The sequence below is a fragment of the Streptomyces sp. NBC_00258 genome, from assembly GCF_036182465.1.
GTDB lineage: Bacteria > Actinomycetota > Actinomycetes > Streptomycetales > Streptomycetaceae > Streptomyces.
In genome coordinates this window covers 5,070,910-5,095,626 of sequence record NZ_CP108081.1, presented here as the reverse complement: position 1 = coordinate 5,095,626, position 24,717 = coordinate 5,070,910, and the positions used below count along the sequence as shown (strand labels likewise).

Genomic DNA, 24,717 nt, shown 5'->3' with positions numbered 1-24,717 from the left:
AGGCAAGGCTTACCTTATCCCGCGTTCCGGAGTGGCCACTTCCGGGGCTGCGCACCTGCCGCGGGGGCGCCTAGCGTGGAAGGGATACGCGGAAAAGGGCAGGAAACGGTCGCCGGTGATGAGTGATCCAGCAGGACCGACGACGAGCAACGCGCCAAGGAGGTACGCACGATGACCGTCGAGCTGAACCACACGATCGTCGCCGCCCACGACAAGAAGACCTCGGCCCGGTTCCTCGCCGGCATCCTGGGCCTGGAGGTGAGCCCGCAGTACGGCCCGTTCATCCCGGTCAGGATCCCCAACGGCGTGACCCTCGACTACATGGACGCGACCGGGCCCATCCCGCCCCAGCACTACGCGTTCCTGGTCTCGGAGGCCGACTTCGACACGATCTTCGCCCGCATCCGGGACGCGGGTCTGACCTACTGGGCGGACCCCTTCCACCGCCACGTCGAAGAGATCAACACGAACGACGGCGGTCGCGGCACGTACTTCGACGACCCGAACGGCCACAACCTGGAGATTCTCACCCGGCCTTATGGGAGCGGGAGCCAGGAGTAGGCGACATCGGCGGCGGATCGGCCGGCCGACCGCACCGGTGGGCCGGACGGCTGTCGGCCGTCGACTGTCGAACCGTCGGCTGTTGGACCACTGGCTAGTGGACGGTCCTCGCCGCCCACAGCACCGCGTCGCCGGACTTGATCACGACGTTGCCGTCGGCCTGGAGGACCAGGACCGCTCCCGGGTGGCCGAACGTCTGCGAGGCCCACACGGGTTTTCCGGCGCTGTTGTGGACGACCAGATTGCCGTCGTCCTGGAAGCGGGCGGTGTTGCCGGTGCCGGACGTCATGGCGGCCCAGAGCGGGCGGTCCTTCTTGTCGGTGATCACGAGGTTGCCGTCCCGCTGCATGACCAGCTTCGTCTTGTTGGTCTGCACGGACTCTCCGACGCCCAGGTCGTACACGGCCTGGAGGATCCTGCGTACCGGGTTCGCCGGCTTCGTGGCCGACGCCGACGCCGACGCCGAGGGCCGTGTCTTCGTGCCGCCGGAGGAGCCGTCCGACGCATCGGAACCGGAGCCGCGCATACCGGCGTACGCGGCGACCGAGACGGCAGTCACGGCGACGGCGGCCGCCGCGGTGACGGCGACGACCAGCCAGAGGGGGCGACGGCGTCCTTCGGGCGTGCCCGGGACAGCCAGGACGGTGCTGTCCTGCGTCTGCCCGGCGACCGGGTGCTCGGGGCCGGGAGCCATGAAGGGCCGGGTCCGCTGTTGGTGCCGCGGGTCGGGCTGCGAGCCGGGCCGAAGGTCGGGTCGCAGATCGGGCGGGAGGTCGGGCCGCGGGTCGACGAGGGTGTGCGTCGGCTGCTCGTGCGCCGCCAGTTCCGTGGCGAGGGCCGGAGGACGGACGTCCGGCCAGTGGCCGGTACGGGCGCCGATCTGCTCCAGGCGTTTGCCCAGCTCGGCCGCGGTCGGGCGGTCGGCCGGGGCCTTGGCCAGACATGAGGCGAGTACGGGGACCAGGGTCGGCGGAACGCCCTGGAGGTCGGGCGCCTCGTGGACGGCCCGGTAGACCAGGGCGGCCATGGCCACGTTCTCCTGCGGGCGCGCGAACGGCCCGTGGCCGGTGGCCGCGTACACCAGGACCGCGGCCAGCGAGAACACGTCGGCGGGCTCGGCCGGTACGCCACCGACGGCCTGGTCCGGTGCGAGGAATCCGGGCGAACCGAGAACTCCGCCGACCTGGGTGTGCCGGGGGTCGTCGGCGGCCCGCGCGATGCCGAAGTCGATCAGCCGCGGGCGGTCGCGTGCCAGCAGGACGTTGCCCGGTTTCACGTCCCGGTGCGTGAGGTCGGCCTGGTGCACCGACTGCAGCGCGCCGCACAGTTCGGCGGCGAGCGAGAGGACCGCGGCCTCCGGCAGCGGGCCGTGGCGCGCGACCCATTCGTCGAGCGACGGCGCCGGTACGTACTCGGTGGCCAGCCACTGCGGACGCTGACCCGCAGGGCTGTAGTCCACGACGGTCACGGTCCACGGCGAGCGCACCCGGTCGCTGTTGCGTATCTCGCGCGCGAACCGCTCCTCGAACCCCGGATCACTGCTGAGGTCCTCACGGATCGTCTTCAGCGCCAGCAGACGCCCGGACGGCGTACGGGACAGGAACACCTGCCCCATGCCTCCCGCTCCGAGGCGGCTCAACAACGGGTAGCCGCCGATGGACGACGGATCCGAAGGCTGAAGGTTCTTCATGAAAGCTGCACCCCGGGAATCGGCCTCGCCGCTCCAACAACGCGTAGCGGTCTGGTAGTTGAATCGAGGAGCAGCGTAGTTGGCGGGGCGCGCGGAGGTGACCGGGCACACGTCTTGGGCCGGGTCTGTGCCGCGATTGTGCCGAGTCTGTGGCGTGGAGTGCCGTGGCGTGGAGTGGCAGGTCTGCCGTCCGGTGCGGCCTAGGGGCGGCCCACGATGCCGGGGTGGCCGCCTCGGCCTTCTCGGTCACCTCGGCGATCTCCTGATCCGCTCGCTGCCCGCTGCCCGCAGCGCGGAATGTGGGCCGAAATGCCCCGTACGGCCGGGGAGTTGTGTTCGGTAGCCTGCCCGGGCCGACGGCCGGGTACTTGGGTGCGCGATCGTGCCGAAGCGAGGTCGTGGCAGTTGAGCGATCGTCATGGGGGCGTGGCATGCGAGCGATCGTCGTGGGAGCGGGTGTCGGGGGACTGGCGGCGACGCTGAGCCTGCGCCGGGCCGGTCATGAGGTCACGCTGGTCGAGCAGGCGGCCCGGTTCACCGAGATCGGTGCCGGGATCCAGCTCGCGCCCAACGCCACGCGCCTGCTGCGCCGGCTGGGCCTCCTCGACGCGGTCGCCGCGCAGGCCGCCCGCCCCTCCCACGTGAGCTTCCGCACCTGGTCCGACGGGGCCGAGATCTGCCGTTACGCGCTGGGACGTGCGGCCGAGGACGCCTTCGGGGCGCCCTATCTGCTGCTCCACCGGGCCGATCTGCATCAGGCCCTGGTCGCCGCGGTGCCGCCCTCGTCGGTGCGTCTGAACACCGTGGTCGTGGGCATCGACCAGGACGAGGAGTCCGCCCGTGTGACCACGGCGAGCGGCGAGCGCCTGCGGGCGGACCTGGTCGTGGCCGCCGACGGGATACGGTCGGCGGCCCGCCGGTGGCTGTTCGGCCCGGACGAGGCGGTCTTCTCGAGGACCATCGCCTACCGGGCGCTGCTCCCGGCCGACGAGGTGGCCGATCTGGGCCTGCCCGACCTCGGCCTCTGGCTCGGTCCGGGCCGTCACTTCGTCCACTACTGGGTGCGTCGAGGGGAACTGCTCAACGTCGTGGCCGTCTTCACGGCGGAGGCGGAGGCGGAGGCGCACGCGGCGACGGAGTCGTGGACCGCTCGGGCGGAACCGGGAGAGCAACTGCGCGAGTTCGACGGGTGGGACTCCCGGGTGCTGAGCGTCCTCGAACGCGCCGGGCAGATGTTCCGCTACGGCATCCATACGCGGGTGCCGCTCGCGCGGTGGAACGTCGGCCGGGTGACCCTGTTGGGCGACAGCGCCCACGCGATGGTGCCGTTCCAGGCCCAGGGGGCGGCTCAGGCGATCATGGACGCGGCCGTACTCGGCGACGCCCTCGCGGATGCGACGCCGGCCGAGGTCCCCGACGCGCTCGACCGGTACGTACGCCGGCGCCTGGCCACCGCCACGTGCATGCAGGCCGCCTCCGCGCGGGCGGGCGACGACTTCCACCTGCCGGACGGTCCCGAGGCCCAGGCACGGAACGCCCGCATGTCGGCGTACGCGGACGAGCACGTCTTCCTGCCCCAGGCGACGGGATGGGCGGTGGACGTCCTTGACGACCGACGTCCTTGAAGAACGGGCGCCGTCGCGGGGCTAGGCCGTCGTCGTCGGCGGCATCACGACGTGCTCCTTGACGAGTTCGTACGACCGCAGCCGGTCGGCCAGCGCGTAGACGGGCGTTACGAGCATGAGTTCGTCCGCGCCGGTCAGGTCCACCACCTCCGTCAGCTGCTTCGCAACGGTCTCTGGCGAGCCCTGTGCCTGGTGGGCGCGGAAGCCTGCCAGGGCCTTCGACTCTTCCGCGGTGAACGAGTGGGCCGCTGCCGCCTCGGGCGTGGGGAAGGGGATGCCGCCTTGTCCCTTGAGGAGTCCGACCTTGATGACGTCCATCGGGCCGACGAGTCGGGCCGCCTCCTCGTCAGTCTCGGCGCACACCGTTTCCACGCAGACCAGCACGCGCGGGCTCGCGCACCAGCGGGAGGGGGTGAAGTGCTCGCGGTAGTGGGCGAGCGCGGCCAGGGTGTTGTCGGGACGGATGTGATGGGCGAAGGCGATCGGCAGTCCGAGTTCCGCGGCGAGCGCGGCACCGGCCGTGCTGGAGGACAGCAGCCATGGCTCCGGGAGCGGGTCCAGCCCGACCTCGTCCACCAGGAAGCGCAGGGTCGATGACACGTCGTCGCGATATTCGTCGTCCGTCGTCGGACCGGCCCCGCGGCGCAGGGCCCGCGCCGTGGCCTCGTCGAAGGTACCCGGGCCACGGCCGATGCCCAGGTCGATCCGGCCCCCGTGCAGCGCGGCCAGCGTGCCGAACTGCTCCGCCAGCATGATCGGGGCGTGGTTCGGAGCGAGAACGCCGCCGGAGCCGAGACGGATGGACGCCGTCAACGCGGCCGCGTGGGCGGCCAGTACGACGGGCGGGAACGCTCCGATGGCCGGGGAATGGTGATGCTCGGCGTACCAGAGCCGCAGATAGCCGAGGTCGTCGACGTGTCGGGCGAACTCGGTGGTGTCTCCCAACGTGTCCTCGGCCGGAGTGCCCGTCTGGACCATGGCCACTTCGAGCGCGCTGAGCGGAACGGTGATCATTCGGTCAGTATAGAAATCGTCCGCAGTCGCCAATTCCCTTTGCGCGTACGGCGGATCGGGCGTGGCGGAGACCCCGGGCGGGGTCGGCCGGTGCTGCTGGCCAGAAACCGCGGGTCGGATACCGCGGGTGGTCGGTTGGAGTGGCGAGTGCGGTATTACTCCGTTCCGCCTGAAGACTCAGACTCAGACTCAGACTCAGGCCCGGACTCAGGGGCTTGTGCGGGCTCGCCGCGTCCGATCGTCATGGACCACCACACCGACGAGGGCGCCAGAACCGAGACGGTGCCCTTCTTCTCCACTCCCGCGACGCCGATCCGGTTGTAGGTGGTGCTTGTGGTGGTGCTTGCTTCGCCATCGACGCACTCCAGCGGGAAGCCGACGTTCACCGGCTTCACGGAGACCTTGATCTCCCCTTTGCCCCGGCACCGGACGGCGATGATCAGGGCATCACCTTTCTCACCTTCACCGAACTCGAATGTGCCGCTCCCACGGGTCTCACCCTGACGGCCGGCGACGGTCTCGGAGTCGTCCAACTCGGGTGGGGACTTCACGGGGTTGGAGTCCGAGTGCAGGTCCGAGTGCGGGTCCGAGTCTGAATGCGGGGCTGAGTCCTGTTCGGAGCTGGGAGAAGCGGCGGGCGCCGTCGTGCTGGGCGTAGCGGGTGCCGGAGGACTTGCGACGTCCGTCCGATCGGACCCGCAGGCAACTGCAAGCGCCAACACTGCCATTGCGAGACCTGGTGCAATCAGCAGCGATGCCGTTCTTGAAATTCGTATAGCAGTCCCCCTGGCCGGGCGAGCGGGGGGAACGGTTGCGGTGGCCCCGCTCGCGATCACCTGATCTTGCAGCGCGTCACGTCGGCAATCAAGATCGCAGCGAAAACGCTGAGGGGAACGTGAGATTCAAGTTCTGTCCGAAGCGGCCTGGGGCGAGTTCCGGGCGGGAGCGGGGGCGCCCTGGTCAAGGGCGCCCCCTGCCCACCGCCTGCCGGCTACTTGGTGCCGTTGGCGGCGAACGTCCAGACGGCGCGGCTGCCCGGGCCGACGGCGAGGGTCGAGAGGCCGATCTGCTCCACGTGCCGGTCCTTCACGGGCCGGTTGAGCGAGAACTCGACCCGCTGCAGCCCTGCCTGGTCGCGCGGGACGGCGTCGAACCGGATCGTGGTGCCGCCACGCGACGCGACGACGCCACCGTCCGCCACGGTCCGGACGGCGAACCCGCCGACCCGCAGCAGCGGTACGTTGTCGGCGAGGTCGCCCTCGGTGACCGCGAGGTGGACGGAGGTCACGTCACGCATCAGGTGGGTGCGGTAGTCGTCGGACAGGTAGCGCTCCCGGCCGACGTCACCGGGGAAGCTCGCCGGCTCGGTCTTGCCGCGTGGGTCGGCGAAGTACTCCGGGCGGTACTCCATCGCCCAGGCCCCGAAGGCGTCGTACTCGGTGGTGGTGAGGATGGCGTCGAACCACGGCACGGGGACACCGTCACCGAAGTCGCGCGTCTGGAGGAACTCGACGGGGTCGGCGACGCCCTCGTCCTTCAGCCGCTCGGTGACCGTCGCCAGGTCGCCCGCACGCTCGGTCGAGAGGCCGAGACCGGCGGAGCCGAGGGTGCCGTCCTGACCGGCGATGTCGCCGACTCCGAACAGTTCGACGTAGGTCTCGCGGCCCATCAGATAGCGGCCGGTCCAGGTCTCTCCGCCGGTACCGGTCGTCGTACGGACCTGGAAGTTGGCGAAGTCCCGCAGGTAGTCGGAGTGCTCGATGGCGTCGGCTGTCTCCCGGTCGAGGACACCGTAGGAGTGGTTGTAGAACAGCAACTGCCGATCGTGCGACGACGGGCTCCCCTCCGCTTGCGCCGTCCCCACACCACCCCCGACCGCACCGGCGAGGGCGACAGCGAGCACGATGATCATCCGTAATGTCCGGCGAATCAGCATGCGAGGGATCGTAGGTCGGGGAGTACGCGGGCGCTGTTCATTTCGAACGAGGCCGAATTGACTGAAGCGTGACCTGTGGCGACCGCGCTGCTTTCCTGGCATCGGGTCATGGCACCCGATGGACGAAACGGGGGTCGCCATGAGGCGCTCCGACCATCGCCTCCTGGCCCCTGACCATCGCCCCTGGCCCCTGGCCCCTGGCCCCTGGCCTCCCGGCCGTAGACGCGGTGGCCGGTCCACGACCCGTGTCATCCGTGCGGGCGGGAAGCGCCTGTCCCGCCGAACCTGTGCTGCCATGGGACCCACGGGCGGGGCCGGTCTTCGACCACGCCGTAGTGCGGGCCCGTCAGAAGATCAGCTCACCCGGTACTTGCCGAATACATGCAGCACCCCCGCGATCAGGAACTTTCCGCGGCCCCCCAGCACCCCGTAGATCTCGACGAAGACGTCTCTCGAATCCGGGATTGCCGCGATCCGCACGGTGAACGTGCGTCGGCCGACCAGCCGGTGGCTGTACCAAGCATCGTGCTCGATGTCCGTTCCCGGCACGGCGGCCTCGACGACCTCCCATTCGGAGTCCCCGAAGTCGTGCTCGGCGAAGTGCGCCAGAACCTGACACAGGGGCCGTAGGTTCTCGCCGTGGATCCGCCGCTTGGCCATGGCTCGCGTCCAGCCCAGCGGGTGGGCATGGACACCGTCCCAGACTCCCCGGCGTACGAGACGGCGCTGGCGGCCTCTCTCGATCAGTGCGAGCAGCCCGAAGAATCCGCCGAGCAGTACACCCACTCCCAACGCCGGCAGTACGGCGCCCTCGAAGACGGGGATGAAGAGCCCCCACAGGACGACCCCTGCCGCAAGCCCGACGACGAGTGGCCGCCTCGCTACGGACATCTGCGGTCCAGTCGGAGGTTGTTGCCCTCCGAGAGCGCGGTCGAAAGCCCGGTAGGCGCGCGCCAGATTCCCACCCGTGATCGGCATGGCGGGATCGTAGTCCGTCCCCCGCTGCAGAGGCAGGCCTCGGCCTTCGTACTGCTCAGCGTGACGGTCTGCTGACATGTGCCCCGACTGATCCAGCCGCGTCTTCGGCGAACTGCCCAGTCACAGAGGCAGGTTGCCCAGTTGGTCGTCGGCGGACGTTCGAAGGGCCGGCGCACGGTCGGGTGACCTGTCTGGTCACCAACGGGTCACCTGCCGGGTCAACTACGGGGCAGGGCGGGGTGCCTGGCTCTGGGCCCGGCGACGATACGCGGGGCAGCCTTCAGCGAGCTGCCCGGCAGCTCCACCGTGCTTCGATCGCCGACGGTGCAGCACCGTCGAAAGCCGCACCGATCCGGACCTCGGACCGCCCCGGAAAGCCGCTCGCCAGTCTCCGGATGCGCGGCAGGGCATGATCACCGACGTTGACCTCGTACACGTGCCGTGCGCACAATCTGCGGGCCCGCGACGGCCGTTGGCGAACAGGGAGGCCCACCGTGTGTGAAGACTGCGGTCACCGCGAGACGATCGCGGCGATCGCGGCGATCTCGCGAAATCCTGCGGCGCCGGCCGACGTCCTGACCAGGCTGCTGTGCGAGGAAGCCAAAGCGGCCCGGAACGCGTTCGCCTGGCGCGCTCTGCCGGACGAGGTGGTCGACGCCATCGTCGCGCACCCCGACCGCAGAGTGCGGGCTCTGCTCACTGAGAACATCTCGGTACCGGCGGAACAACGCGCCAGGCTCGTGGACGATCCCGATCCATACGTCCGCCTCGGGCTGGCCATCGGACCCAACTGGTTCCGCATCCCCACGCCACCACTGCCCCTGTCCACTCAGCAGCGTCTGCTCGCCGATCCGGAACCGAAGGTCCGCCGAAGCGCGGCCTTCTGCCACGACACGGCTCCGAGCCTGGTCGCCGGGCTCGCCGACCACCAGGACGCGGCCCTTCGACAGGCGGCCTGCCGTGAGTGGGCCCTGCTGTCCGAGTACACCCGGAGCCGTCTGCTCAACGACGCCGAGGACAAGGTCCGCCAGGCGGCCATGATCGAGGCCTCCCGTGAAGACGCGGCCTGCACGGACCTTCTTCTCGCCGCGGAATCCGGCAGCCTGGACAGCCTCGACAGACGGAAGGTGATCCGTTGCGGCGCCATGAGCACAGCGACCGCCGAACAGCTCGCGGCAAGCACCGATGAGGCGGACCGGCGGGAGCTGGCGGCCAACCTCCACGTCCCCATCGACATCGTCCGGTCGTTGGCGGACGACGACGCGCACGGCGTCCGGCTCGCGGTATCGGTACGCCCCGAGCTGACGGAGACGGAACGCGCAGCCATCGGCGTCACCATCGGCCCGTCCGACCGGCTCCACCCCGTCGAATGGGTTCGCCTCTGCTCCGATCCCGACGTCCTGCGTCAATGCGCCAAGTCGGCCAACACGCTCCTACGGCGCAGCGCCACCTACAGCCCGCACCTGCCTGCCGACGCCATCGACCTGCTCTCGAAGGACGACGACCACCCCGTACGACTCCTGCTGTGCGAGAACCAGCCGACCGTCGACGGCGAGGTGGTGCTCCAGACCTATCTGGACTGCAAGGTCATCACCAAGGGCGCTCTGCAGGGCCACCCGAACTTCCCGCGCGCGGGCAACGGGCAACGCTTCGCCGACGACCCGGATCCGGCGAAACGACGGCTGGTCGGTCTGGACCCCGAAGCGCCCGTCGACGTCTTGGTCCGGTTGCTCACAGACTCCGACGATCTTGTACGCACCATGGCAGCCGGGCACCCCGCACTGCCGGTCGATCTCATCCTCGAAAGCTGCGGAAACCCGAAGACCTCTTCCCAGGCCCTCAGCAACCCGAGCCTTCCCGCGGAAGCCATGCACCAACACCTGGACGAGGCCGGCATCCCCCGCTGACGCGGACGGACCCCTCTCGGGCTGCGGGTCGGTCGATTGCGCCTGCCGGTCCCTTTGCGGGAGGGGTGGTCGCAGCATGGCGTGAGTGGCCGGTTCCAGGCTCGTCTGCGATATTCCTCGGCTCAAGAGGTGCGTCCTGGTTCGATCGGGGAGGGCGAGGGCTTACGCGTTGTCCTGCCGGAGGGGGCGGAGAGAGTGCATGAGCGTCAGGTCGTTCTCAACGAGCTTGCGCAGGGGATTCGGCCCATGGCCGAAGGCGCCTCATGGTTTGCCGCTCTAGCGGAGGACGAACAGCGTCTTGTCCTGACGGAGTTGGTGCAGTTCTGCGTCCAGGCACGTGCCGTGGAGACGGATGCCGAAGAGGCGATCGCGCGCTCCGGGATACGCCCGACCTACACACCGGCCGTGATGCTGACCCGCTGGCGGTTGAACATGTCGCAACTGCCGCCCTACGACCGAGCCCGGGCGTTTCCCCTGCTGGTTGCCCTGTTCGCCATTGCCGACACGCGTCGACGCGATCGTTACTGCGTCGGCGGATGCAGCCATGCGTGGCATCAGCTGGTCGCTCATCGGGGCGAGGGCCCAACGGCCCTTGGGTGACCGCTGGTCGTGGTCACGGACGTACGTGGGCCGGCAGTTCTTCCGGGGCAGGGTAGGGACGTTCCTCGGGCAGCAGCCGTGCCGCCGATTCGAGGTCGCCGTTGCCGACGAGCGCGTGGATCTCGTGGGCGAGCGGCGTCACATCGCTGATGCTGACCGTCCAATCGTCCGCGTAGCGTCGTACGGCTTCACCGGAGAGACCGAGTTGCAGGGAGCGGTACGGCAGGGCGTGCAGACAGAGGTCGCGCTCCGGGTCCCACTGGATGCGAGTGGGTGCGTGCTTCAGCTGACGCTGCCAGGCGGCACGGTCGGGGTGCACCCCACGCACGTAGCTCGACAGGCACGCGTTGCGCAGCGCCCACTCGAAGCCGTCGCGTGTGATCTCGACTGCCAGAACGGTTTCCTGCCCTGCTTTCGTGCCCCAGCCACAGCGGTACATCATCCACAGGAAGGACGGCTTGATCCAGGTCAAGCCGCGTTCACAGCCTCATACGCTGCAGTCCCATCTCCTCGATGCGTCGCCCGTGTGGCAGCACCTCGCCCCAGGCCCGGCGTGTGAGGCCTCAGTGACTGCCGCTCCCACCACCACAGCTGAAGGCGCCGCCCGAGCCGGCGTCCGAGTCGGAACCGGAACCGGAACCGGAACCGGAGTCGGAGTCGTGATCCAGGGCCTTGCCCATGCGGATCAGCGCCCGGCCCAGACCGGACGGGACCGGCCGCGCGCTGACGACGCCGCGCCTGACCAGGCCGTCCGGGAGGACAGCGGGACCACCGAAGACGTAGTCCGGCAGCCCCTCGCCTCGTTCGGCCGCCCGCAGTTGCCGTCTGCCCAGCCGCGTCAGCCGGCGCCGAGACCCCGTCACCAGGCTCCGCGCAGCAAGTCGGCGGGCGATCTCCTGCACCTCTGGAGAGCGTTGCAAAACTGCGAGTACAGAGGCGGCGCTCCTGCTGCGCGGGCACGAGGCGATCAGGGCACACTCGACCGGGTGCTGAGGCAGCGCCTCACCCACGGCACCCACGGCCCGCACTCGTGGACCGCTGAGCTTCAGCAGGCCGCAATCGGACAGCGCGATCATCGCGCTCTCCACCACCCTCTGTGCCCCGCCTGCCAGGAAGGCGACGTCGTAGGCGTCCAGGACCCAGGGCTCCTCCATCGCCGAAGCGGACCGCCGAAACCCAATTCCCATACCGATCCCCCTTCGGACACCTCGCCTGCCTGCAGTGTCACCGGGCAGAAGATCGCACAACCCTGTCCCCTGCCACTTCAGAGCAACAGTTGAGCTTTCCGGTCGGGTAACGAGAGCACGGAGCACGACGAACGCGCCTGGCCGCCCTCCGGAGAAGATCAAGTCCTGTCAGCATTGGGCACGTAGCACTTGAGGATAGTCAGGACCACCAGCGGTACCGGACCGAGCGGCCAGGGCCTGGCGAGGCCTCAGGAGTAGACGGGGCAGGACAGTGAGACCCATGTCAAGCCGGGTCCACAAACCTCCGTGCCCTTCTGGCATCCACAGATATGTCACCCCGCGCCGCCCGGGCAGGGAACGCACGAGAGGCTGTACAACTGTCCGGTGGACTCACGTGTCTGATGTCTGATGCACAACGCATGAGATCAGGAGAGACATGGCCGATCGCCGGGGCGTGCCACCCGTGGGCCCGGTCACTGCTCCCGAGAAGTGGCTGCTGCGGGTCGGTGTCGTGGGCCTCCTCATTGCGGCCCCGGGTGTGGCGGTGGGCTACTTCGAGGGGTTTCAGGACGGCACGGAGGCCGGTGGCTTCGCCTGGGTCATGACCTTTCTCGGCGGTCTGCTGATGGGTGTCACGGCATTGGCCGGTGTGGTGCGCAGGCTGGATCCTGAGTCGAGGAGGGAGCGTCGCCGCAGGACCGCCGCCCGAGGTTCCCGGCAAATGCCCCTGACTGCAGCGGAGCTCACCCGTGAGACCCTCCTCGCAGCGGCCGTGCGCTCCACGGCTGTACCCCTGCAGTCGAGGCTGGCCGCGCCCGTGGCCGGCAGCCGGGGGCGACTGGTCTGGTAGCGCAACCGCGAACTGCTCACTGCTTTCGATCTTCCCTACATCGCGGCCGGGACCGTCGTCGGGGCGTTTGTCGGGTTCGGCGGTGTGCTGCACATCTTCGGAGGGGCCGGCCGTGGTTGGTTTTTCCTCGTGGCCTCGGTCGGCTGCTTGGCGGTGCTCGTGTCCGATGTGCGGATCGTCCGCCGTCTCGCCCGCCTGGCCACCAGCAAGGATTTACACCAGATGTGCTGGCTGCTGCTGCGCGAACCGGACGCGGGTGACGCCTACTTGGTGCTGTACCTTGCCGACGACGATCCGGACGAAGCTCCGCCGATGCTTCTGCGGCTCGCGAAGAAGAGCCAGGCACGACGTCTCCCCCCGTCGGGAGTTGCAGACGTCCACGGCCTGCTCAATTCCGTCACCGTGCTCGTGCCGTGGATCGACGGCTCGCCTGTGTGGACCCGCCACCCCGTGACCACTCTCGACTTGACGACTGAACGCGACCGAGGGCGGCTGACCTACCTCAAGGGATCCGAGACCCACGGTCAGTAGGCGTTCTTCGCGACCGGATCCGACAGCGCTGAGCACAGGGTTCTCCGGGACTGACTCGCGGTGTCCCCGCGGTCCCAGTCAACAAAGTGGCCGTCAAAGCGGCTTGATGGGCCATGTAAAGCCACGCTCAGCGACCGTATCCGGGGCAGTTGGCTTCGGACGTAGCGGGCCCCACACCGGTTACATCGACACCTTGTCCCATCGCGCGTCCACGCTCCATGCGGCCTCACCTGAAGCGAAGTCGGCGAAGATCGTTGCTACTTGATTCTTCTCGCTCAGCACACACCGGTAGTGCCGGTCCGGCGAACCATCCCGGTGTTCGACAGCAAATCCGCCTGCGGACAGGCCTGCGTTCGGCCCTTGACCGACTTGGAGGTAGCGGCCCAGCCGCTTCTCCAGAATCAAGAACCAGTTCTCCGCGGACAAACGACGTACGGCACGTTCGATCACATCACGGTCCGGGTCCTCGACCTTCAGCCCAACGCATGGCTGAAGACTCAGTCCATCTGTCCCGCGCAGCGCGGGCGGAAGGTGAAGCACCTCCGCCTGCGGGTCGAAACAGACCAGTCCATGACGGCCGGCGAGGGCCACTACCTCGGGCGCCGTCTCACTGGCCCGACTCCACGACATGGGCATGAGCACGTGAGCGGCAGAGACATCGAGGCCTGCCATCCACGGCGACACCGTCACCTGCTGACAGTCGTCTCCGGCAGACGAGAGCTCGGGGAAATCCGCGATCAGCGCCTGATGGAACGCAGACACGGCCTCGCTCGCGACAACTCCCGCCCCTGCGAGGTCGCTGCCACACAACCGCTCATACTTCCCGGCGGCATCAGAGGCCGACACCCGCTCGGGTTCGAACCACACCGCAAGATCAAAGCCCACGTCGTCCCATCCGCCGATACCTGCCTTCGAACGGGACCGAGCCTATGGCGGCCCACTGACAACGCCAGCGCCCCTCAACTTGTGCTCACTGCTGCGCTGCCCCGAGCTGAGCATCCGGCCGGGAGACCCAGGTCAAGCTGTGTTCACAGCCCTTTCCGTCAAAGGTGTTCGGGCTGGTCGTCCATGGTCGTACCTCTGACGGTGCTGGGCAGCGTCAGCCGCGTTGCTGCCACCAGCGCCGCTTCGGCTCGACCTGCCGAGGATGGTCTGCGGTCTCACCAAAGGCTGGTGGGGTATCCGAGGGGAGGGAGTTCAGGGCGGCGCGGATGCGGTCGAAGGAAGCAATCGCGTGGTGACCTTCGGCGGGCAGTGTCACCCCCAGGCAGACCAATTTGAAACTGTCCCCGCTGAGGCGAGTGCTGATGAACACCGGTGCCCCTACGCACCCCGGCGGCAGGTCTCCGTTCCAACGGATGCTGTCGCCGCTGGTGCGCGTGACCTGGCCGACCACCACAGCCTGCTCTCGGGCACCGTCCTCGATGATGTGCCCCAGTACGTAGGCCGCGATCGGGTGCTCACCGAGGCCGGCGATGTCCTCCTCCGTGGCGGCGATGCCTTCGGTGATCTCGTCGGTCGTCCAACTCCACCCCTTGCGAGCGCCGTGCGCGTGCAATCCGGTGGTGGGCATGACCGCCACTCCCAGGTCGCCGAGATGAGTCCACCCCTCCGCGAAGTCGATCATCATCAGCTTCTCTGCGCTCATCGCGGGTGTGCACAAGTCCGGACGCAGGGTGAATTCGGCCAACTCGACTCTCGCCGGCTCGCTGGCGGTCACCAGGTACTGGCGGATGACCTCGTCTTCGGCGGTCGTCTCCACGAGTTCGTTGAACCAGAAGGCCGTGGCGTGTTGTTCCTCCCGGTGGGCTCGCTGGAAGGGAAGCGTCGATCGGCCGACGTGATCGACTATCGCGTCGATGGTCGCACTATGAAGATCGGGTAGGTCGGACATAGCCCGAGAGGCTAGTGCCTGCTCTGAGACAGCTACCGACAGGGCTGACGGTCCAAGGGGCGCCATCGACCTCGGGGTGGTCCCAGCTCCTCGAGAGTTCCACGATCACCAGGCAAGATCGGCGCCGTGATCAAGGCAGGCTCCGCCCACGCGCCACCAGTCCTCAGCCTTCGTCGTCGGCAACGCACAAGGGTCTGTCAAAGCGGCTTGATGATCCAAGTCATCCTGCCCTGCTTCCACGCGTTGGGGAATCGGCCCTCTCGGGCGGCGGGCCGGCCGATTTCCGGGGAGTACGCCTGGTAGACGGTGATCGTGGATGCCGTGTAGGCCGCGCGGATCCTGCGTTGCGGTTCTTCCATGAGTGCAGCGTGGCGCCCGCCTGGGATGGGCGGCCATCGAATTTCGACTGCCCTCATGCTTGGGGAGCGGGCCGCAGCACCGCGTCGGTTGCTGGTGCCGCGGCCTCCCCCTTCACTTGAAGTGCGGGACGGGTCACCCAGTTCGACACCTTTCCCCATGCGCCTGCGCTGCCATGTGACGCATCCAGGCAGCGATGGCTGGATGTCTGGTCTCGCGCGATGGCGGGCTCAGGTTGGCCAGCAGTTCGTCTGCGGCGGGGTCGGTGCGCTCGTCGTGGCAGTCGGCGGCCGCAAGGCCGGTTGGACGGGCACGGAATCGCCCGGAACCCTCGCGCGTTGAGCACAGTGGGAATGGGATGCCGGTGGTGTGCGAGCCGATGAGCCCGAGTGACCGAGCTGACAGACACAGATATTGGAGGGCCGCAATGGCTGCGCAGACGCAGAGGGCCGTACTGGCGGGCGGATGCTTCTGGGGGATGGAGGACCTGATCCGCCGGCTCCCGGGCGTGACGGCGACCCGGGTGGGCTACACCGGGGGTGACGTGCCGAACGCGACGTACCGTAACCACGGCACGCACGCGGAGGCCATCGAGATCCTTTTCGACCCCGCGGGCACCGATTTCCGCGCGCTCCTGGAGTTCTTCTTCCAGATCCACGACCCGAGCACCAAGAACCGCCAGGGCAACGACATCGGCCTCAGCTACCGCTCGGCGATCTACTACGTGGACGACGAGCAGAAGCGGATCGCCGAGGACACGATCGCGGATGTGGACGCCTCCGGGCTGTGGCCGGGCAAGGTCGTCACCGAGGTGGAGCCGGTCGGCCCCTTCTGGGAGGCCGAGCCCGAGCACCAGGACTACCTGCAGCGTTACCCGGACGGTTACACCTGCCACTTCCCGCGCCCGGGATGGCGGCTGCCCGCCCGCGCGGAGGGCTGACCGCGAAGCGGCCCGGCGAAAGGCGGAGGCCGACTCGGTCGAGGCTCCGCAACCGGGCCGCGCATGCGTGTGCGGGCCCGGTTGCGGAGCCTCGGTGGGCGCGAGGCGGAGGGCGAAACAGGGGCCCGGCGAGACGATCAAGCCCCGCCGTCCACCGTGCCGCGTCCCCATCACCGTGCGATCCGGTACCGGCCCACCACCTGGCCGGCGGGCCCGCCCCGATCGTTCCGCCGGTACCGCCGACGTCGTACGCCGGTGCCGCCACCGTCGTCCCGCTCGGCTCCGGCCTTCTGACGGACGGCCCCCCCCCGAGCGTTCCGCCGCGAGACCGTGGGCGCGCTCAGTGCGGCAGCGTCGCCGGGCTCCCGCCGTTCGCCTCGTAGCCGCCCACCGCCAGTGCGCGGTACACCGCGTAGTCCGCCGCCGGGTCCGACGTCAGGGTCCAGGGGAGGGCTCCCACGTGGCCGTCGACGTGGATCAGCTGGGTCATCGCCTCCGACCAGCGTTCGCCGCGGACCAGGAAGAAGACCAGCAGGTGGCGGACGTGGGCGAGCATCGGGTCGTCGGGGCGGGCCGAGTGGACCGCGAAGAGCGCGCCGTGGACCGCCTTGGTCACGACCTCGCTCTGGTAGAAGCCACTGACCAGGTTCACCTCGGGGAGGTGCTCGAAGACGGCGAAGAGGGGCATCGCGGCCAAGAGGGAACCCTGGGGTGCCCGGGCCGCCGCCGCCTCCGCGAAGGAGTACGCCACCTCGCGCGAGCCGTGCCACTTCTCGCACCAGTAGTGGAGCGCCGCCAGATGCGCCCCCATGTGCGCGGGCGCGCGGTCCAGGATCTTCAGCCAGACCTTCTCGAACTCCGCCTGGGGGTAGGCGAGTCCGCGGCCCACGGAGAGCTCGATGATGTACGGGATCGGGTCGCCCGGAGACAGCAGCGCGGCCTCGCCGCAGGCCGCCCTCGCCTCCTCCATGATGATCCGGAACTCGTCCGTACCCGGCGACGACGTACGCCACGCCTGCTGCACCAGGAACTCCGCGTGCACGGCGGCGCCGCCCGCGTCCTTGGGCTGCTCGGCCCGCCACACCCGCAGCCACTGCCCGCCGGGGGAGTCGCTCACCCCGCCGGGGCGCTGCTGCAGCTCCAGCGACGCGGCACCCGCGAAGGCCTGCACGCGCTGCCAGCGCCGCTCGCCCTCGATCTCGGTGCCGGCGAGGAGCTGCGACGCCGCCCGGTAATCCTGGGTGCGCTGCACGAGGTCCAGGACCTCCAGCAGGTCCTGGTCGGGGCCGGGCATGCGGATGTCCAGCTCCTCCTGGCGCAGGAAGCCGTAGTTCGCCGGGTCGGCCGCGTCGGGGTCGCCCGGGGCGACCTGCTGGATACCACCGGCACGCCTGCGCAGAAGGATCGGCCAGAGGACGAAGCTCATCATGAGCAGCGCCATCAGGACCCAGAGAATCTCCATGCCTCAAGCGAACCAGACTGGTCCGACAATTGGCGAACCTGGTCACCGCTCCTGTGGAAACTGCTCGGCGGATCCTGTGGAAAACCGCCGGACCGACGGCCGGATGCACCCTGGTCCGAGGCCCGCACCAGGCCCGCACCAGGCCCGCACCAGGCCCGCCTCGGGGCAGCCGGGCCCGGCCCGCTCCAGGCTCTCTCCGGGCCCGCCCAACCCCGTGCCCCGTCCCCATGCCTCGCTCCATGCCCCGTGCCCCAGCCCCGTACCTTCGGCTCCCCGCCCCGCACCCCCGCCCCGTGCCGTCACTTTCCCCGCGAGCGCATTACCCTCGGTGCCCATGAGCGACAGGCACATCAGCCAGCACTTCGAAACCGTGGCGATCCACGCGGGCAACACCGCCGATCCCCTCACCGGCGCGGTCGTCCCGCCGATCTACCAGGTTTCGACCTACAAGCAGGACGGCGTCGGCGGTCTGCGCGGCGGCTACGAGTACAGCCGCAGCGCCAACCCCACCAGGACCGCCCTGGAGGAGAACCTCGCCGCCCTGGAGGGCGGCCGCCGCGGGCTCGCGTTCGCGTCCGGACTGGCGGCCGAGGACTGCCTGTTGCGTACGCTGCTCAGCCCGGGCGACCACGTGGTCATCCCCAATGACGCGTACGGCGGTACGTTCCGCCTCTTCGCGAAGGTCGTCTCCCGGTGGGGCGTGGAGTGGTCGGTCGCCGACACCAGCGACCCCGCGGCCGTACGGGCCGCCATCACCCCCAAGACCAAGGCCGTCTGGGTGGAGACCCCCTCCAACCCCCTCCTCGGCATCACCGACATCGCCGCGCTCTCGCAGATCGCACGCGAGGCCGGCGCAAAGCTGGTCGTCGACAACACCTTCGCCAGCCCCTACCTGCAGCAGCCGATCGCGCTCGGCGCGGACGTCGTCGTGCACTCGCTGACCAAGTACATGGGCGGCCACTCGGACGTCGTCGGCGGCGCACTAGTGGTTGCCGACCAGGCGCTCGGCGAGGAGCTCGCCTACCACCAGAACGCGATGGGCGCGGTCGCCGGGCCCATGGACGCCTGGCTGGTACTGCGCGGCATCAAGACGCTCGCCGTCCGCATGGACCGGCACAGCGAGAACGCCACCCAGGTCGCGGAGATGCTCACCCGGCACGCGCGCGTGACGCGCGTTCTGTACCCGGGCCTCCCGGAGCACCCCGGTCACGAGATCGCCGCCAAGCAGATGAAGGCGTTCGGCGGCATGGTCTCCTTCCAGGTCGAGGGCGGAGAGGAGGCGGCCGTCGAGGTCTGCAACCGCGCCAAGGTGTTCACGCTGGGCGAGTCCCTGGGCGGCGTCGAATCCCTGATCGAGCACCCGGGGCGCATGACGCACGCGTCCGTTGCCGGGTCCCTCCTGGAGGTCCCCGCCGATCTGGTACGCCTCTCCGTAGGCATCGAGAACATCGACGACCTCCTCCAGGACCTCAAGCAGGCCCTGGGCTAGTCACCGACGGGCTCCTCGGCGAGTCGACGGACTCACCGAGGGGCTCACCAGCCGGTCAGCGGTGGAGTCGTCTCCGACGGCGGCTCCACCCACGGCTGAGTCAGCGAAGCCCACACCACGAAGGCCACGGCCGCCGCGAACAGCAGCAGCCAGAACAGCCGCCTCGCCGCCGTCCTGCGGCGCAGCATCCGTCCGCCCCGGCGCAGCGCCTCCCCGTACAGATCGGGCGGTACGGGCGGCTGCGGCTCCTCCAGGATCCGGCGGACGTCCGCCTCCCTGCGGCTCATCGAGCTCATGACGGGGCCACCTTCGCGATCACCGGAGCGGCCTCCCGCGGCGGGTGCAGCAGCGTCGCCATGGCACGCGCGCAGATGGCCCGTACGCGCTCGGTGGGCAGCCCGAGCAGCGCCGCGGCCTGTTCCTCGGCGACACCCTCGTACATGCGCAGCACGAGGATCAGCCGCTCCTGGGGCGTGAGGCAGTACAGGACGCTGTCGGTTTTCGGGCGGCTCCGGGGGTGTGCCCAGCCCAGGCTGCCGTACTGATGCCATGCCCCGCGCGCGAAGCGCACGGCCACCTGCTGCCGGGTCCGGTCGTACGGGTCCTCGCCGCGCAGCCGGTCCCAGGAGGCGTACGTATGGGCGAGGGCCGCGGTGAGCAGGCGCCGCGCGCGCGGGTTGTCGTCCGGGGGCTCCGCCGTGAGCAGCGTGGCGGCATGCAGCAGCCGCCCTGCCGCGCCCGCGACGAACGCCTCGAACTCCCGGGCCCGGCGGGCGTTCTGGGACGCCTGCCGCTCTCGCACCGCGCCTCCCGGCTGAGGGAAACCGGGTCCTTGAGACGTACGCCGAGGACAGCCGCGTACGACAGGACCCGGTCTCATATGAGGCCAGGCGCGGGTCCCTGGTCAAGAGGCGGGCGCCGATGTGGTGCGCGCGGGGTGTTTCAGGAGGGCTCCGGTACCTCCGCGGAGGGCGACGCGGCCATGCGGGCGGAGAGCGCGAGGTTGAACCGGGTGAGCAGCGTGCAGAAGGCCTCGCGCTCCTCGGGGGCCCACTCCTGGGTCAGCTCTGCCATCAACTGGCGCCTTGAGGACCGCACTTCCTCCAGGCGGGAGAGCCCGCGCGGGGACAGCTGGAGCACCACGGCACGTCCGTCCTCCGGGTGGGAGGTGCGCTTGACGAGCCCGGTGTCGACGAGCGGGGCGACCTGCCGGGTGACCGTCGACGAGTCGATGCCCATGCTCGCGGCGAGTGCCTTGACGCCCATCGGCCCCTCCTTGTCGAGGCGGTTGAGCAGCAGGTATGCGGCACGGTCCATGGAGTTGCGCACCTGGCCGACCCCGCCGAGCCGGGTCTGTTCGGCACGGCGGGCGAACACCGCCACCTCGTGCTGCAGCGATTCGAGAAGACCGGTGTCACCGACGGTCGTCATGTCCATCGACATTTCAGGTGTTGTGGGCATGGCCGGAGGCTCTATTCATGCGTGGGGCTGGGTTGGGGGACAGAGTACGCGGACGGGGGGCGGGCCGTACCTGCGCTGAGCAAACCAGTCTCGGACGTTGGTCACAGCCGGTGTGGCGCCGCGTGAACTGCGAGACTGGTGGTCATGAGCTACCGCACGGCTGACTCCTTGCCGCTGGTGACCCTCGACGATGTACGCGGCGCCCAGAAGATGCTCGCGGGCGTGGCGCGGATGACCGCCATGGAGGGCAGCAGGCACCTGTCCCGGCTGGTGGGCGCGCCGGTCCACTTCAAATGCGAGAACCTCCAGCGGACGGGTTCGTTCAAGCTGCGCGGCGCGTACGTGCGGATCGCCGGGCTGCTTCCCGAGGAGCGGGCCGCCGGCGTGGTCGCGGCGAGCGCGGGGAACCACGCGCAGGGCGTCGCTCTCGCCTCTTCTCTGCTGGGTGTGCGTTCCACGGTGTTCATGCCCAAGGGCGCCCCGCTGCCGAAGGTCGCGGCGACCCGGCACTACGGCGCCGAGGTGCGCGCGCACGGCACGGTGGTGGACGAGACGCTGGCCGCCGCGCAGGAGTACGCGGCCGAGACGGGCGCCGTCTTCATCCACCCCTTCGACCATCCCGACATCATCGCGGGGCAGGGCACGGTCGGCCTGGAGATCCTGGAGCAGTGCCCCGAGGTGCGCACGATCGTCGTCGGGATCGGCGGCGGCGGTCTCGCCGCGGGCATCGCGGTCGCCGTGAAGGCGCTGCGGCCGGACGTACGGATCGTGGGGGTGCAGGCGGCGGGCGCGGCCGCGTACCCGCCCTCGCTGGCGGCCGGGCGCCCGCTGTCCATCGAGAACCCCGCGACGATGGCCGACGGCATCAAGGTCGGGCGGCCGGGCGACGTGCCGTTCGGGATCATCGGTGACCTGGTGGACGAGGTCCGTACGGTCTCGGAGAACGATCTGTCCAGCGCGCTGCTGCTCTGCCTGGAGCGGGCCAAGCTGGTCGTCGAGCCGGCCGGCGCGAGTCCCGTCGCCGCGCTGCTGAGCGAGCCGGAGGCCTTCGAGGGCCCGGTCGTGGCACTGCTGTCCGGCGGGAACGTGGACCCGCTGCTGATGCAGCGCATCCTGCGCCACGGCATGGCCGCGGGCGGCCGCTACCTGGCGGTCACGCTGCGGCTGACGGACCGCCCCGGCGCCCTGGCAACGCTTCTCGGGGTGTTGTCAGTGGTGGACGCTAACGTCCTCGATGTGAGCCACGTACGGACCGACCCACGGCTCGGGCTCACGGAGGTGGAGGTCGAGCTGCACCTGGAGACCAAGGGACCGGAGCACTGTGCCGAGGTGAACTCCGCGCTGCGGAAGGCGGGTTACACGATCATCGACTGAGGTCGGATCGGCTGTCGCCCCGGTTGGAATAATCCGTTGAGAAACGCGATACATCGCGTTATGGTGTGTCTCTGGTCACAGGTCCGCCTTGCCGCCGAACCGGCTCGTCGGGCGGCGTAAACCTGAGAAAACTAGCTTCTTTCCGCAGGATCCCCAACCACTTTTCGGAGACTCATATGCCAGGCGCCATCTACGCCGAAGGCCTGGTGAAGACCTTCGGCGACGTAAGGGCTCTGGACGGCGTCGATCTCGATGTCCCGGAGGGCACCGTCCTCGGCCTGCTCGGGCCGAACGGCGCGGGAAAGACCACCACGGTCCGCTGTCTCACCACCCTGCTCCGGCCCGACAGCGGCAAGGCCGTCGTCGCGGGCATCGACGTGCTGAAGCAGCCGAACGAGGTGCGGCGCTCGATCGGCCTGTCCGGTCAGTTCGCCGCGGTCGACGAATACCTGACGGGCCGCGAGAACCTCCACATGGTCGGCCAGCTCTACCAGATGCGGGCGAAGCAGGCCAAGGTCCGCGCGGTCGAGCTGCTCGAGCAGTTCCACCTCACCGACGCCGCCGACCGCCCCGCCAAGACGTACTCCGGCGGGATGCGCCGCCGGCTCGACCTCGCGGCGGCGCTCGTCGTCTCGCCGCCCGTCATGTTCATGGACGAGCCGACGACCGGCCTCGACCCGCGCAACCGCCAGCAGCTGTGGGAGGTCATCAAGGACCTGGTCTCCGGCGGCACGACGCTGCTGCTCACCACCCAGTACCTCGAAGAGGCCGACCACCTTGCGCACGAGATCGCCGTGGTCGACCACGGCCGCGTCATCGCCCGGGGAACCGCCGACCAGCTCAAGGCCCGCACCGGCGGCGAGCGCGTCGAGGTCGTCGTGCACGAGCGCGAGCACATCGAGACGGCGTCCGAGGTGCTGCGCGGCTTCGGCAAGGGCGACACCACCGTCGAGCAGCACACCCGCAAGCTGACCGTCCCCGTCACCGGTGGCGCGAAACTCCTCGCGGAGGTCATCCGCGAGCTGGACACCCGTGGCATTGAGATCGACGACATCGGTCTGCGCCGCCCCACCCTCGACGACGTCTTCCTCTCGCTGACGGGGCACCACGCCGAGGCGGAGGACCAGGAGAACGGCACGGCCGAGGACGCCAAGGGCCGCAAGGACAAGAAGGACGACAAGGAGGCCGCCAAGTGAGCGCCGTCACCGACGCCGTGCGGACCGCTGCCCCGGGAGGCTCGTTCGGCCAGTCCGTCCGGGACTCCCTGGTCGTGGCCAAGCGGAACCTGATCCGCATGACCAGAATTCCCGAAATGATCCTTTTCGGTCTGATTCAGCCAGTGATGTTCGTGGTGCTGTTCACGTACGTCTTCGGCGGCTCGATGCAGATCGGGGACACCACCAATCCGGACGTCTACAAGAACTTCCTGATGGCCGGCATCTTCGCGCAGACCGTCACCTTCGCCACCGCGGGGGCCGGGGCGGGCATCGCGGACGACATGCACAAGGGCCTCATCGACCGGTTCCGCTCGCTGCCCATGGCGCGTGGCGCGGTACTGACCGGACGCACCGTCGCGGACCTCGTCCAGACGGCCCTGACGCTGCTCGTCCTCGCGATGGTCGCGCTGCTCGTGGGCTGGCGTCCCGGCTCCATGGAGCCGACCAACTTCGGGAAGATCATGGGCGGCTTCGGCCTGCTCCTGCTGCTCGGCTATGCCTTCACCTGGATCGGCGCGCTGATCGGACTGTCCGTGCGCACCCCGGAAGCGGCTACCTCGGGCGGTCTGATCTGGCTCTTTCCGGTGACGTTCCTGTCCAACGCGTTCGTGGACTCCAGCAAGATGACGCCCTGGCTGCGTCACATCGCCGACTGGAACCCGTTCAGCGCGACCGTTCAGGCCTGCCGCAAGCTCTTCGGTGACCCCGGCCTGTCCACGTCCGGCGCCTGGCCCATGCAGCACCCGGTCTGGGCCTCGCTGATCTACTCGGTCCTGATCGTCGTCATCTTCCGGACGCTGGCCGTGCGGAAGTACCGCTCGGCGGCGGCCTGAGGCAGGGCGACGGCCCGAGGCGCGGTGGCCGCCCCGGACGTGACGGGCCGGCCAGGACATGGCGGGCCCGCCAGGACATGGTGAAGCCCCCGGAGCGTGGGCGCCGGGGGCTCACCAGGGGCGATGCGCTGGACGGGTCGCGAGGCGCGGGGAGCGCGCGACGCGACGCGGGAGGAACTACGCGGCGTACGGCTTGGCCTCCAGGATCTTCACCGAGGCCAGCTTGCCGTTCGGCAGTTCGTACTCGGCGTCCTGGCCGATCTTCTTGCCGTTCACGCCGGAGCCCAGCGGGGACTGCGGCGAGTACGTCTCGATGTCCGTGCTCGCGTACTCACGCGAGGCGAGCAGGAACGTGAGCGTGTCGTCCTTGTCGCCGTCGAAGGCGATGGTCACGACCATGCCGGGCGCGACCGCGCCGTCGGCCGCCGGGGCCTCGCCCACCTTGGCGTTCTCCAGGAGCTGGGTCAGCTGGCGCACGCGGAGCTCCTGCTTGCCCTGCTCCTCCTTGGCCGCGTGGTACCCGCCGTTCTCGCGCAGATCGCCCTCCTCGCGCGCAGCCGCGATCTTGGCGGCGATCTCCGTGCGCGCAGGACCAGACAGGTGATCCAGCTCGGCCTTGAGCTGGTTGTACGCCTCCTGGGTCAGCCAGGTGACGTTCTCGCTGGTCTGGGTCACAGGTGCTCCTCGTAGGTACTGGGAATACAAAGCATCGCCCTACCCAGAAGAATGTTCCTTCACGGGTGGGCGAAACCACGAGCCTAACAATTCACGGCCCAAAGGGGGAGGACATAAGCCATCAGTAATACGTCAA

Annotated in this window: 25 protein-coding genes and 1 pseudogene; 11 read left to right on the top strand and 15 right to left on the bottom strand. The window is 69.4% G+C overall.

The window, feature by feature from the left end; genetic code table 11:
• Positions 1-171: 171 nt before the first annotated feature.
• Positions 172-561, top strand: coding sequence for a VOC family protein (locus OG718_RS22620; protein WP_143636816.1), 390 nt, complete (start codon positions 172-174; stop codon positions 559-561).
• A gap of 94 nt (positions 562-655) precedes the next feature.
• Here the strand turns inward: OG718_RS22620 and OG718_RS22615 are convergent, their stop codons facing one another.
• Entirely contained in the window at positions 656-2,251 is a 1,596-nt protein-coding gene (locus OG718_RS22615; RefSeq protein ID WP_328845028.1) for a protein kinase domain-containing protein, read from the bottom strand.
• Positions 2,252-2,682: 431 nt separating this feature from the next.
• Between OG718_RS22615 and OG718_RS22610 the strand changes: the two genes are divergently transcribed.
• The gene (locus OG718_RS22610; protein WP_328845027.1) at positions 2,683-3,876 is read left to right on the top strand and encodes an FAD-dependent monooxygenase; all 1,194 of its coding nucleotides are present in this window, start codon (positions 2,683-2,685) and stop codon (positions 3,874-3,876) included.
• A gap of 21 nt (positions 3,877-3,897) precedes the next feature.
• Here OG718_RS22610 and OG718_RS22605 read toward each other — a convergent pair whose 3' ends face one another.
• From OG718_RS22605 to OG718_RS22590, 4 genes are all read right to left on the bottom strand, one after another.
• The gene (locus OG718_RS22605) at positions 3,898-4,890 is read right to left on the bottom strand and encodes an LLM class flavin-dependent oxidoreductase (protein WP_328845026.1); all 993 of its coding nucleotides are present in this window, start codon (positions 4,888-4,890) and stop codon (positions 3,898-3,900) included.
• A 155-nt stretch (positions 4,891-5,045) separates the two neighbouring features.
• A complete protein-coding gene (locus tag OG718_RS22600) occupies positions 5,046-5,423 on the bottom strand; it encodes a hypothetical protein (protein ID WP_328845025.1) in 378 nt (125 codons plus the stop codon).
• A gap of 458 nt (positions 5,424-5,881) precedes the next feature.
• Positions 5,882-6,802: a DUF5829 family protein gene (locus OG718_RS22595; protein WP_328847807.1), complete on the bottom strand. Its 921-nt coding sequence runs from the start codon at positions 6,800-6,802 to the stop codon at positions 5,882-5,884.
• 378 nt (positions 6,803-7,180) lie between these two features.
• Positions 7,181-7,717 carry a hypothetical protein gene (locus OG718_RS22590; protein WP_143636811.1) on the bottom strand — a complete coding sequence of 179 codons (537 nt, stop codon included), beginning with the start codon at positions 7,715-7,717 and terminating at the stop codon, positions 7,181-7,183.
• A gap of 581 nt (positions 7,718-8,298) precedes the next feature.
• On the opposite strand from OG718_RS22590, the gene OG718_RS22585 reads away from it, so the two are divergent.
• Both OG718_RS22585 and OG718_RS22580 read left to right on the top strand, forming a co-directional pair.
• Complete coding sequence (locus OG718_RS22585; RefSeq protein WP_328845024.1) at positions 8,299-9,711, top strand: hypothetical protein; 1,413 nt, start codon at positions 8,299-8,301, stop codon at positions 9,709-9,711.
• 195 nt (positions 9,712-9,906) lie between these two features.
• Positions 9,907-10,311, top strand: a complete 405-nt coding sequence (locus tag OG718_RS22580) for a DUF5958 family protein (protein WP_143636810.1) — start codon at positions 9,907-9,909, stop codon at positions 10,309-10,311.
• 13 nt (positions 10,312-10,324) lie between these two features.
• Here OG718_RS22580 and OG718_RS22575 read toward each other — a convergent pair whose 3' ends face one another.
• Both OG718_RS22575 and OG718_RS22570 read right to left on the bottom strand, forming a co-directional pair.
• Positions 10,325-10,783: a DUF4291 domain-containing protein gene (locus OG718_RS22575; protein ID WP_443055135.1), complete on the bottom strand. Its 459-nt coding sequence runs from the start codon at positions 10,781-10,783 to the stop codon at positions 10,325-10,327.
• A 91-nt stretch (positions 10,784-10,874) separates the two neighbouring features.
• Complete coding sequence (locus OG718_RS22570; protein ID WP_328845023.1) at positions 10,875-11,465, bottom strand: TIGR04222 domain-containing membrane protein; 591 nt, start codon at positions 11,463-11,465, stop codon at positions 10,875-10,877.
• Between the two features lie 469 nt (positions 11,466-11,934).
• Between OG718_RS22570 and OG718_RS22565 the strand changes: the two genes are divergently transcribed.
• The gene (locus OG718_RS22565) at positions 11,935-12,348 is read left to right on the top strand and encodes a hypothetical protein (protein WP_328845022.1); all 414 of its coding nucleotides are present in this window, start codon (positions 11,935-11,937) and stop codon (positions 12,346-12,348) included.
• 84 nt (positions 12,349-12,432) lie between these two features.
• Positions 12,433-12,879, top strand: a complete 447-nt coding sequence (locus OG718_RS22560; protein WP_328845021.1) for a hypothetical protein — start codon at positions 12,433-12,435, stop codon at positions 12,877-12,879.
• Between the two features lie 180 nt (positions 12,880-13,059).
• Here the strand turns inward: OG718_RS22560 and OG718_RS22555 are convergent, their stop codons facing one another.
• The 3 genes and pseudogenes from OG718_RS22555 to OG718_RS22545 all read right to left on the bottom strand — a co-directional run.
• Positions 13,060-13,764, bottom strand: coding sequence for a hypothetical protein (locus OG718_RS22555; protein WP_328845020.1), 705 nt, complete (start codon positions 13,762-13,764; stop codon positions 13,060-13,062).
• Positions 13,765-13,978: 214 nt separating this feature from the next.
• Positions 13,979-14,641 (bottom strand): hypothetical protein, encoded by a 663-nt coding sequence (locus tag OG718_RS22550; protein ID WP_328845019.1) that lies wholly within the window; start codon positions 14,639-14,641, stop codon positions 13,979-13,981.
• A gap of 344 nt (positions 14,642-14,985) precedes the next feature.
• Positions 14,986-15,132 (bottom strand): annotated as a pseudogene (locus OG718_RS22545) (DUF4291 family protein); the annotation flags it as partial.
• Positions 15,133-15,557: 425 nt separating this feature from the next.
• On the opposite strand from OG718_RS22545, the gene msrA reads away from it, so the two are divergent.
• On the top strand, positions 15,558-16,070 hold the full coding sequence (gene msrA, locus OG718_RS22540; RefSeq protein WP_143636801.1) for a peptide-methionine (S)-S-oxide reductase MsrA: 513 nt from the start codon (positions 15,558-15,560) through the stop codon (positions 16,068-16,070).
• 340 nt (positions 16,071-16,410) lie between these two features.
• Here the strand turns inward: msrA and OG718_RS22535 are convergent, their stop codons facing one another.
• Positions 16,411-17,532 carry a hypothetical protein gene (locus OG718_RS22535; protein ID WP_143636799.1) on the bottom strand — a complete coding sequence of 374 codons (1,122 nt, stop codon included), beginning with the start codon at positions 17,530-17,532 and terminating at the stop codon, positions 16,411-16,413.
• Positions 17,533-17,866: 334 nt separating this feature from the next.
• Here OG718_RS22535 and OG718_RS22530 point away from each other — a divergent pair, with 334 nt between their 5' ends.
• Complete coding sequence (locus tag OG718_RS22530) at positions 17,867-19,021, top strand: cystathionine gamma-synthase (protein ID WP_328845018.1); 1,155 nt, start codon at positions 17,867-17,869, stop codon at positions 19,019-19,021.
• A 44-nt stretch (positions 19,022-19,065) separates the two neighbouring features.
• On the opposite strand, the gene OG718_RS22525 is transcribed toward OG718_RS22530, so the two are convergent.
• The 3 genes from OG718_RS22525 to OG718_RS22515 all read right to left on the bottom strand — a co-directional run bounded on the left by OG718_RS22525 (position 19,066) and on the right by OG718_RS22515 (position 20,464).
• Entirely contained in the window at positions 19,066-19,317 is a 252-nt protein-coding gene (locus OG718_RS22525) for a hypothetical protein (RefSeq protein ID WP_260695132.1), read from the bottom strand.
• Complete coding sequence (locus tag OG718_RS22520) at positions 19,314-19,823, bottom strand: sigma factor-like helix-turn-helix DNA-binding protein (RefSeq protein WP_306938347.1); 510 nt, start codon at positions 19,821-19,823, stop codon at positions 19,314-19,316. The genes OG718_RS22525 and OG718_RS22520 overlap by 4 nt, the downstream gene beginning before the upstream one ends.
• A gap of 140 nt (positions 19,824-19,963) precedes the next feature.
• Positions 19,964-20,464 carry a MarR family winged helix-turn-helix transcriptional regulator gene (locus tag OG718_RS22515; RefSeq protein WP_186001165.1) on the bottom strand — a complete coding sequence of 167 codons (501 nt, stop codon included), beginning with the start codon at positions 20,462-20,464 and terminating at the stop codon, positions 19,964-19,966.
• A gap of 162 nt (positions 20,465-20,626) precedes the next feature.
• Here OG718_RS22515 and ilvA point away from each other — a divergent pair, with 162 nt between their 5' ends.
• The 3 genes from ilvA to OG718_RS22500 all read left to right on the top strand — a co-directional run bounded on the left by ilvA (position 20,627) and on the right by OG718_RS22500 (position 23,906).
• A complete protein-coding gene (gene ilvA / locus OG718_RS22510) occupies positions 20,627-21,856 on the top strand; it encodes a threonine ammonia-lyase (protein ID WP_143636794.1) in 1,230 nt (409 codons plus the stop codon).
• A 176-nt stretch (positions 21,857-22,032) separates the two neighbouring features.
• On the top strand, positions 22,033-23,052 hold the full coding sequence (locus OG718_RS22505; protein ID WP_328845017.1) for an ATP-binding cassette domain-containing protein: 1,020 nt from the start codon (positions 22,033-22,035) through the stop codon (positions 23,050-23,052).
• Positions 23,049-23,906, top strand: coding sequence for an ABC transporter permease (locus tag OG718_RS22500; protein ID WP_143636790.1), 858 nt, complete (start codon positions 23,049-23,051; stop codon positions 23,904-23,906). Before OG718_RS22505 ends, OG718_RS22500 begins: the two co-directional genes overlap by 4 nt.
• 177 nt (positions 23,907-24,083) lie before the next feature.
• Here OG718_RS22500 and greA read toward each other — a convergent pair whose 3' ends face one another.
• Complete coding sequence (greA, locus tag OG718_RS22495) at positions 24,084-24,581, bottom strand: transcription elongation factor GreA (RefSeq protein WP_055614165.1); 498 nt, start codon at positions 24,579-24,581, stop codon at positions 24,084-24,086.
• Between the last annotated feature and the right edge of the window lie 136 nt (positions 24,582-24,717).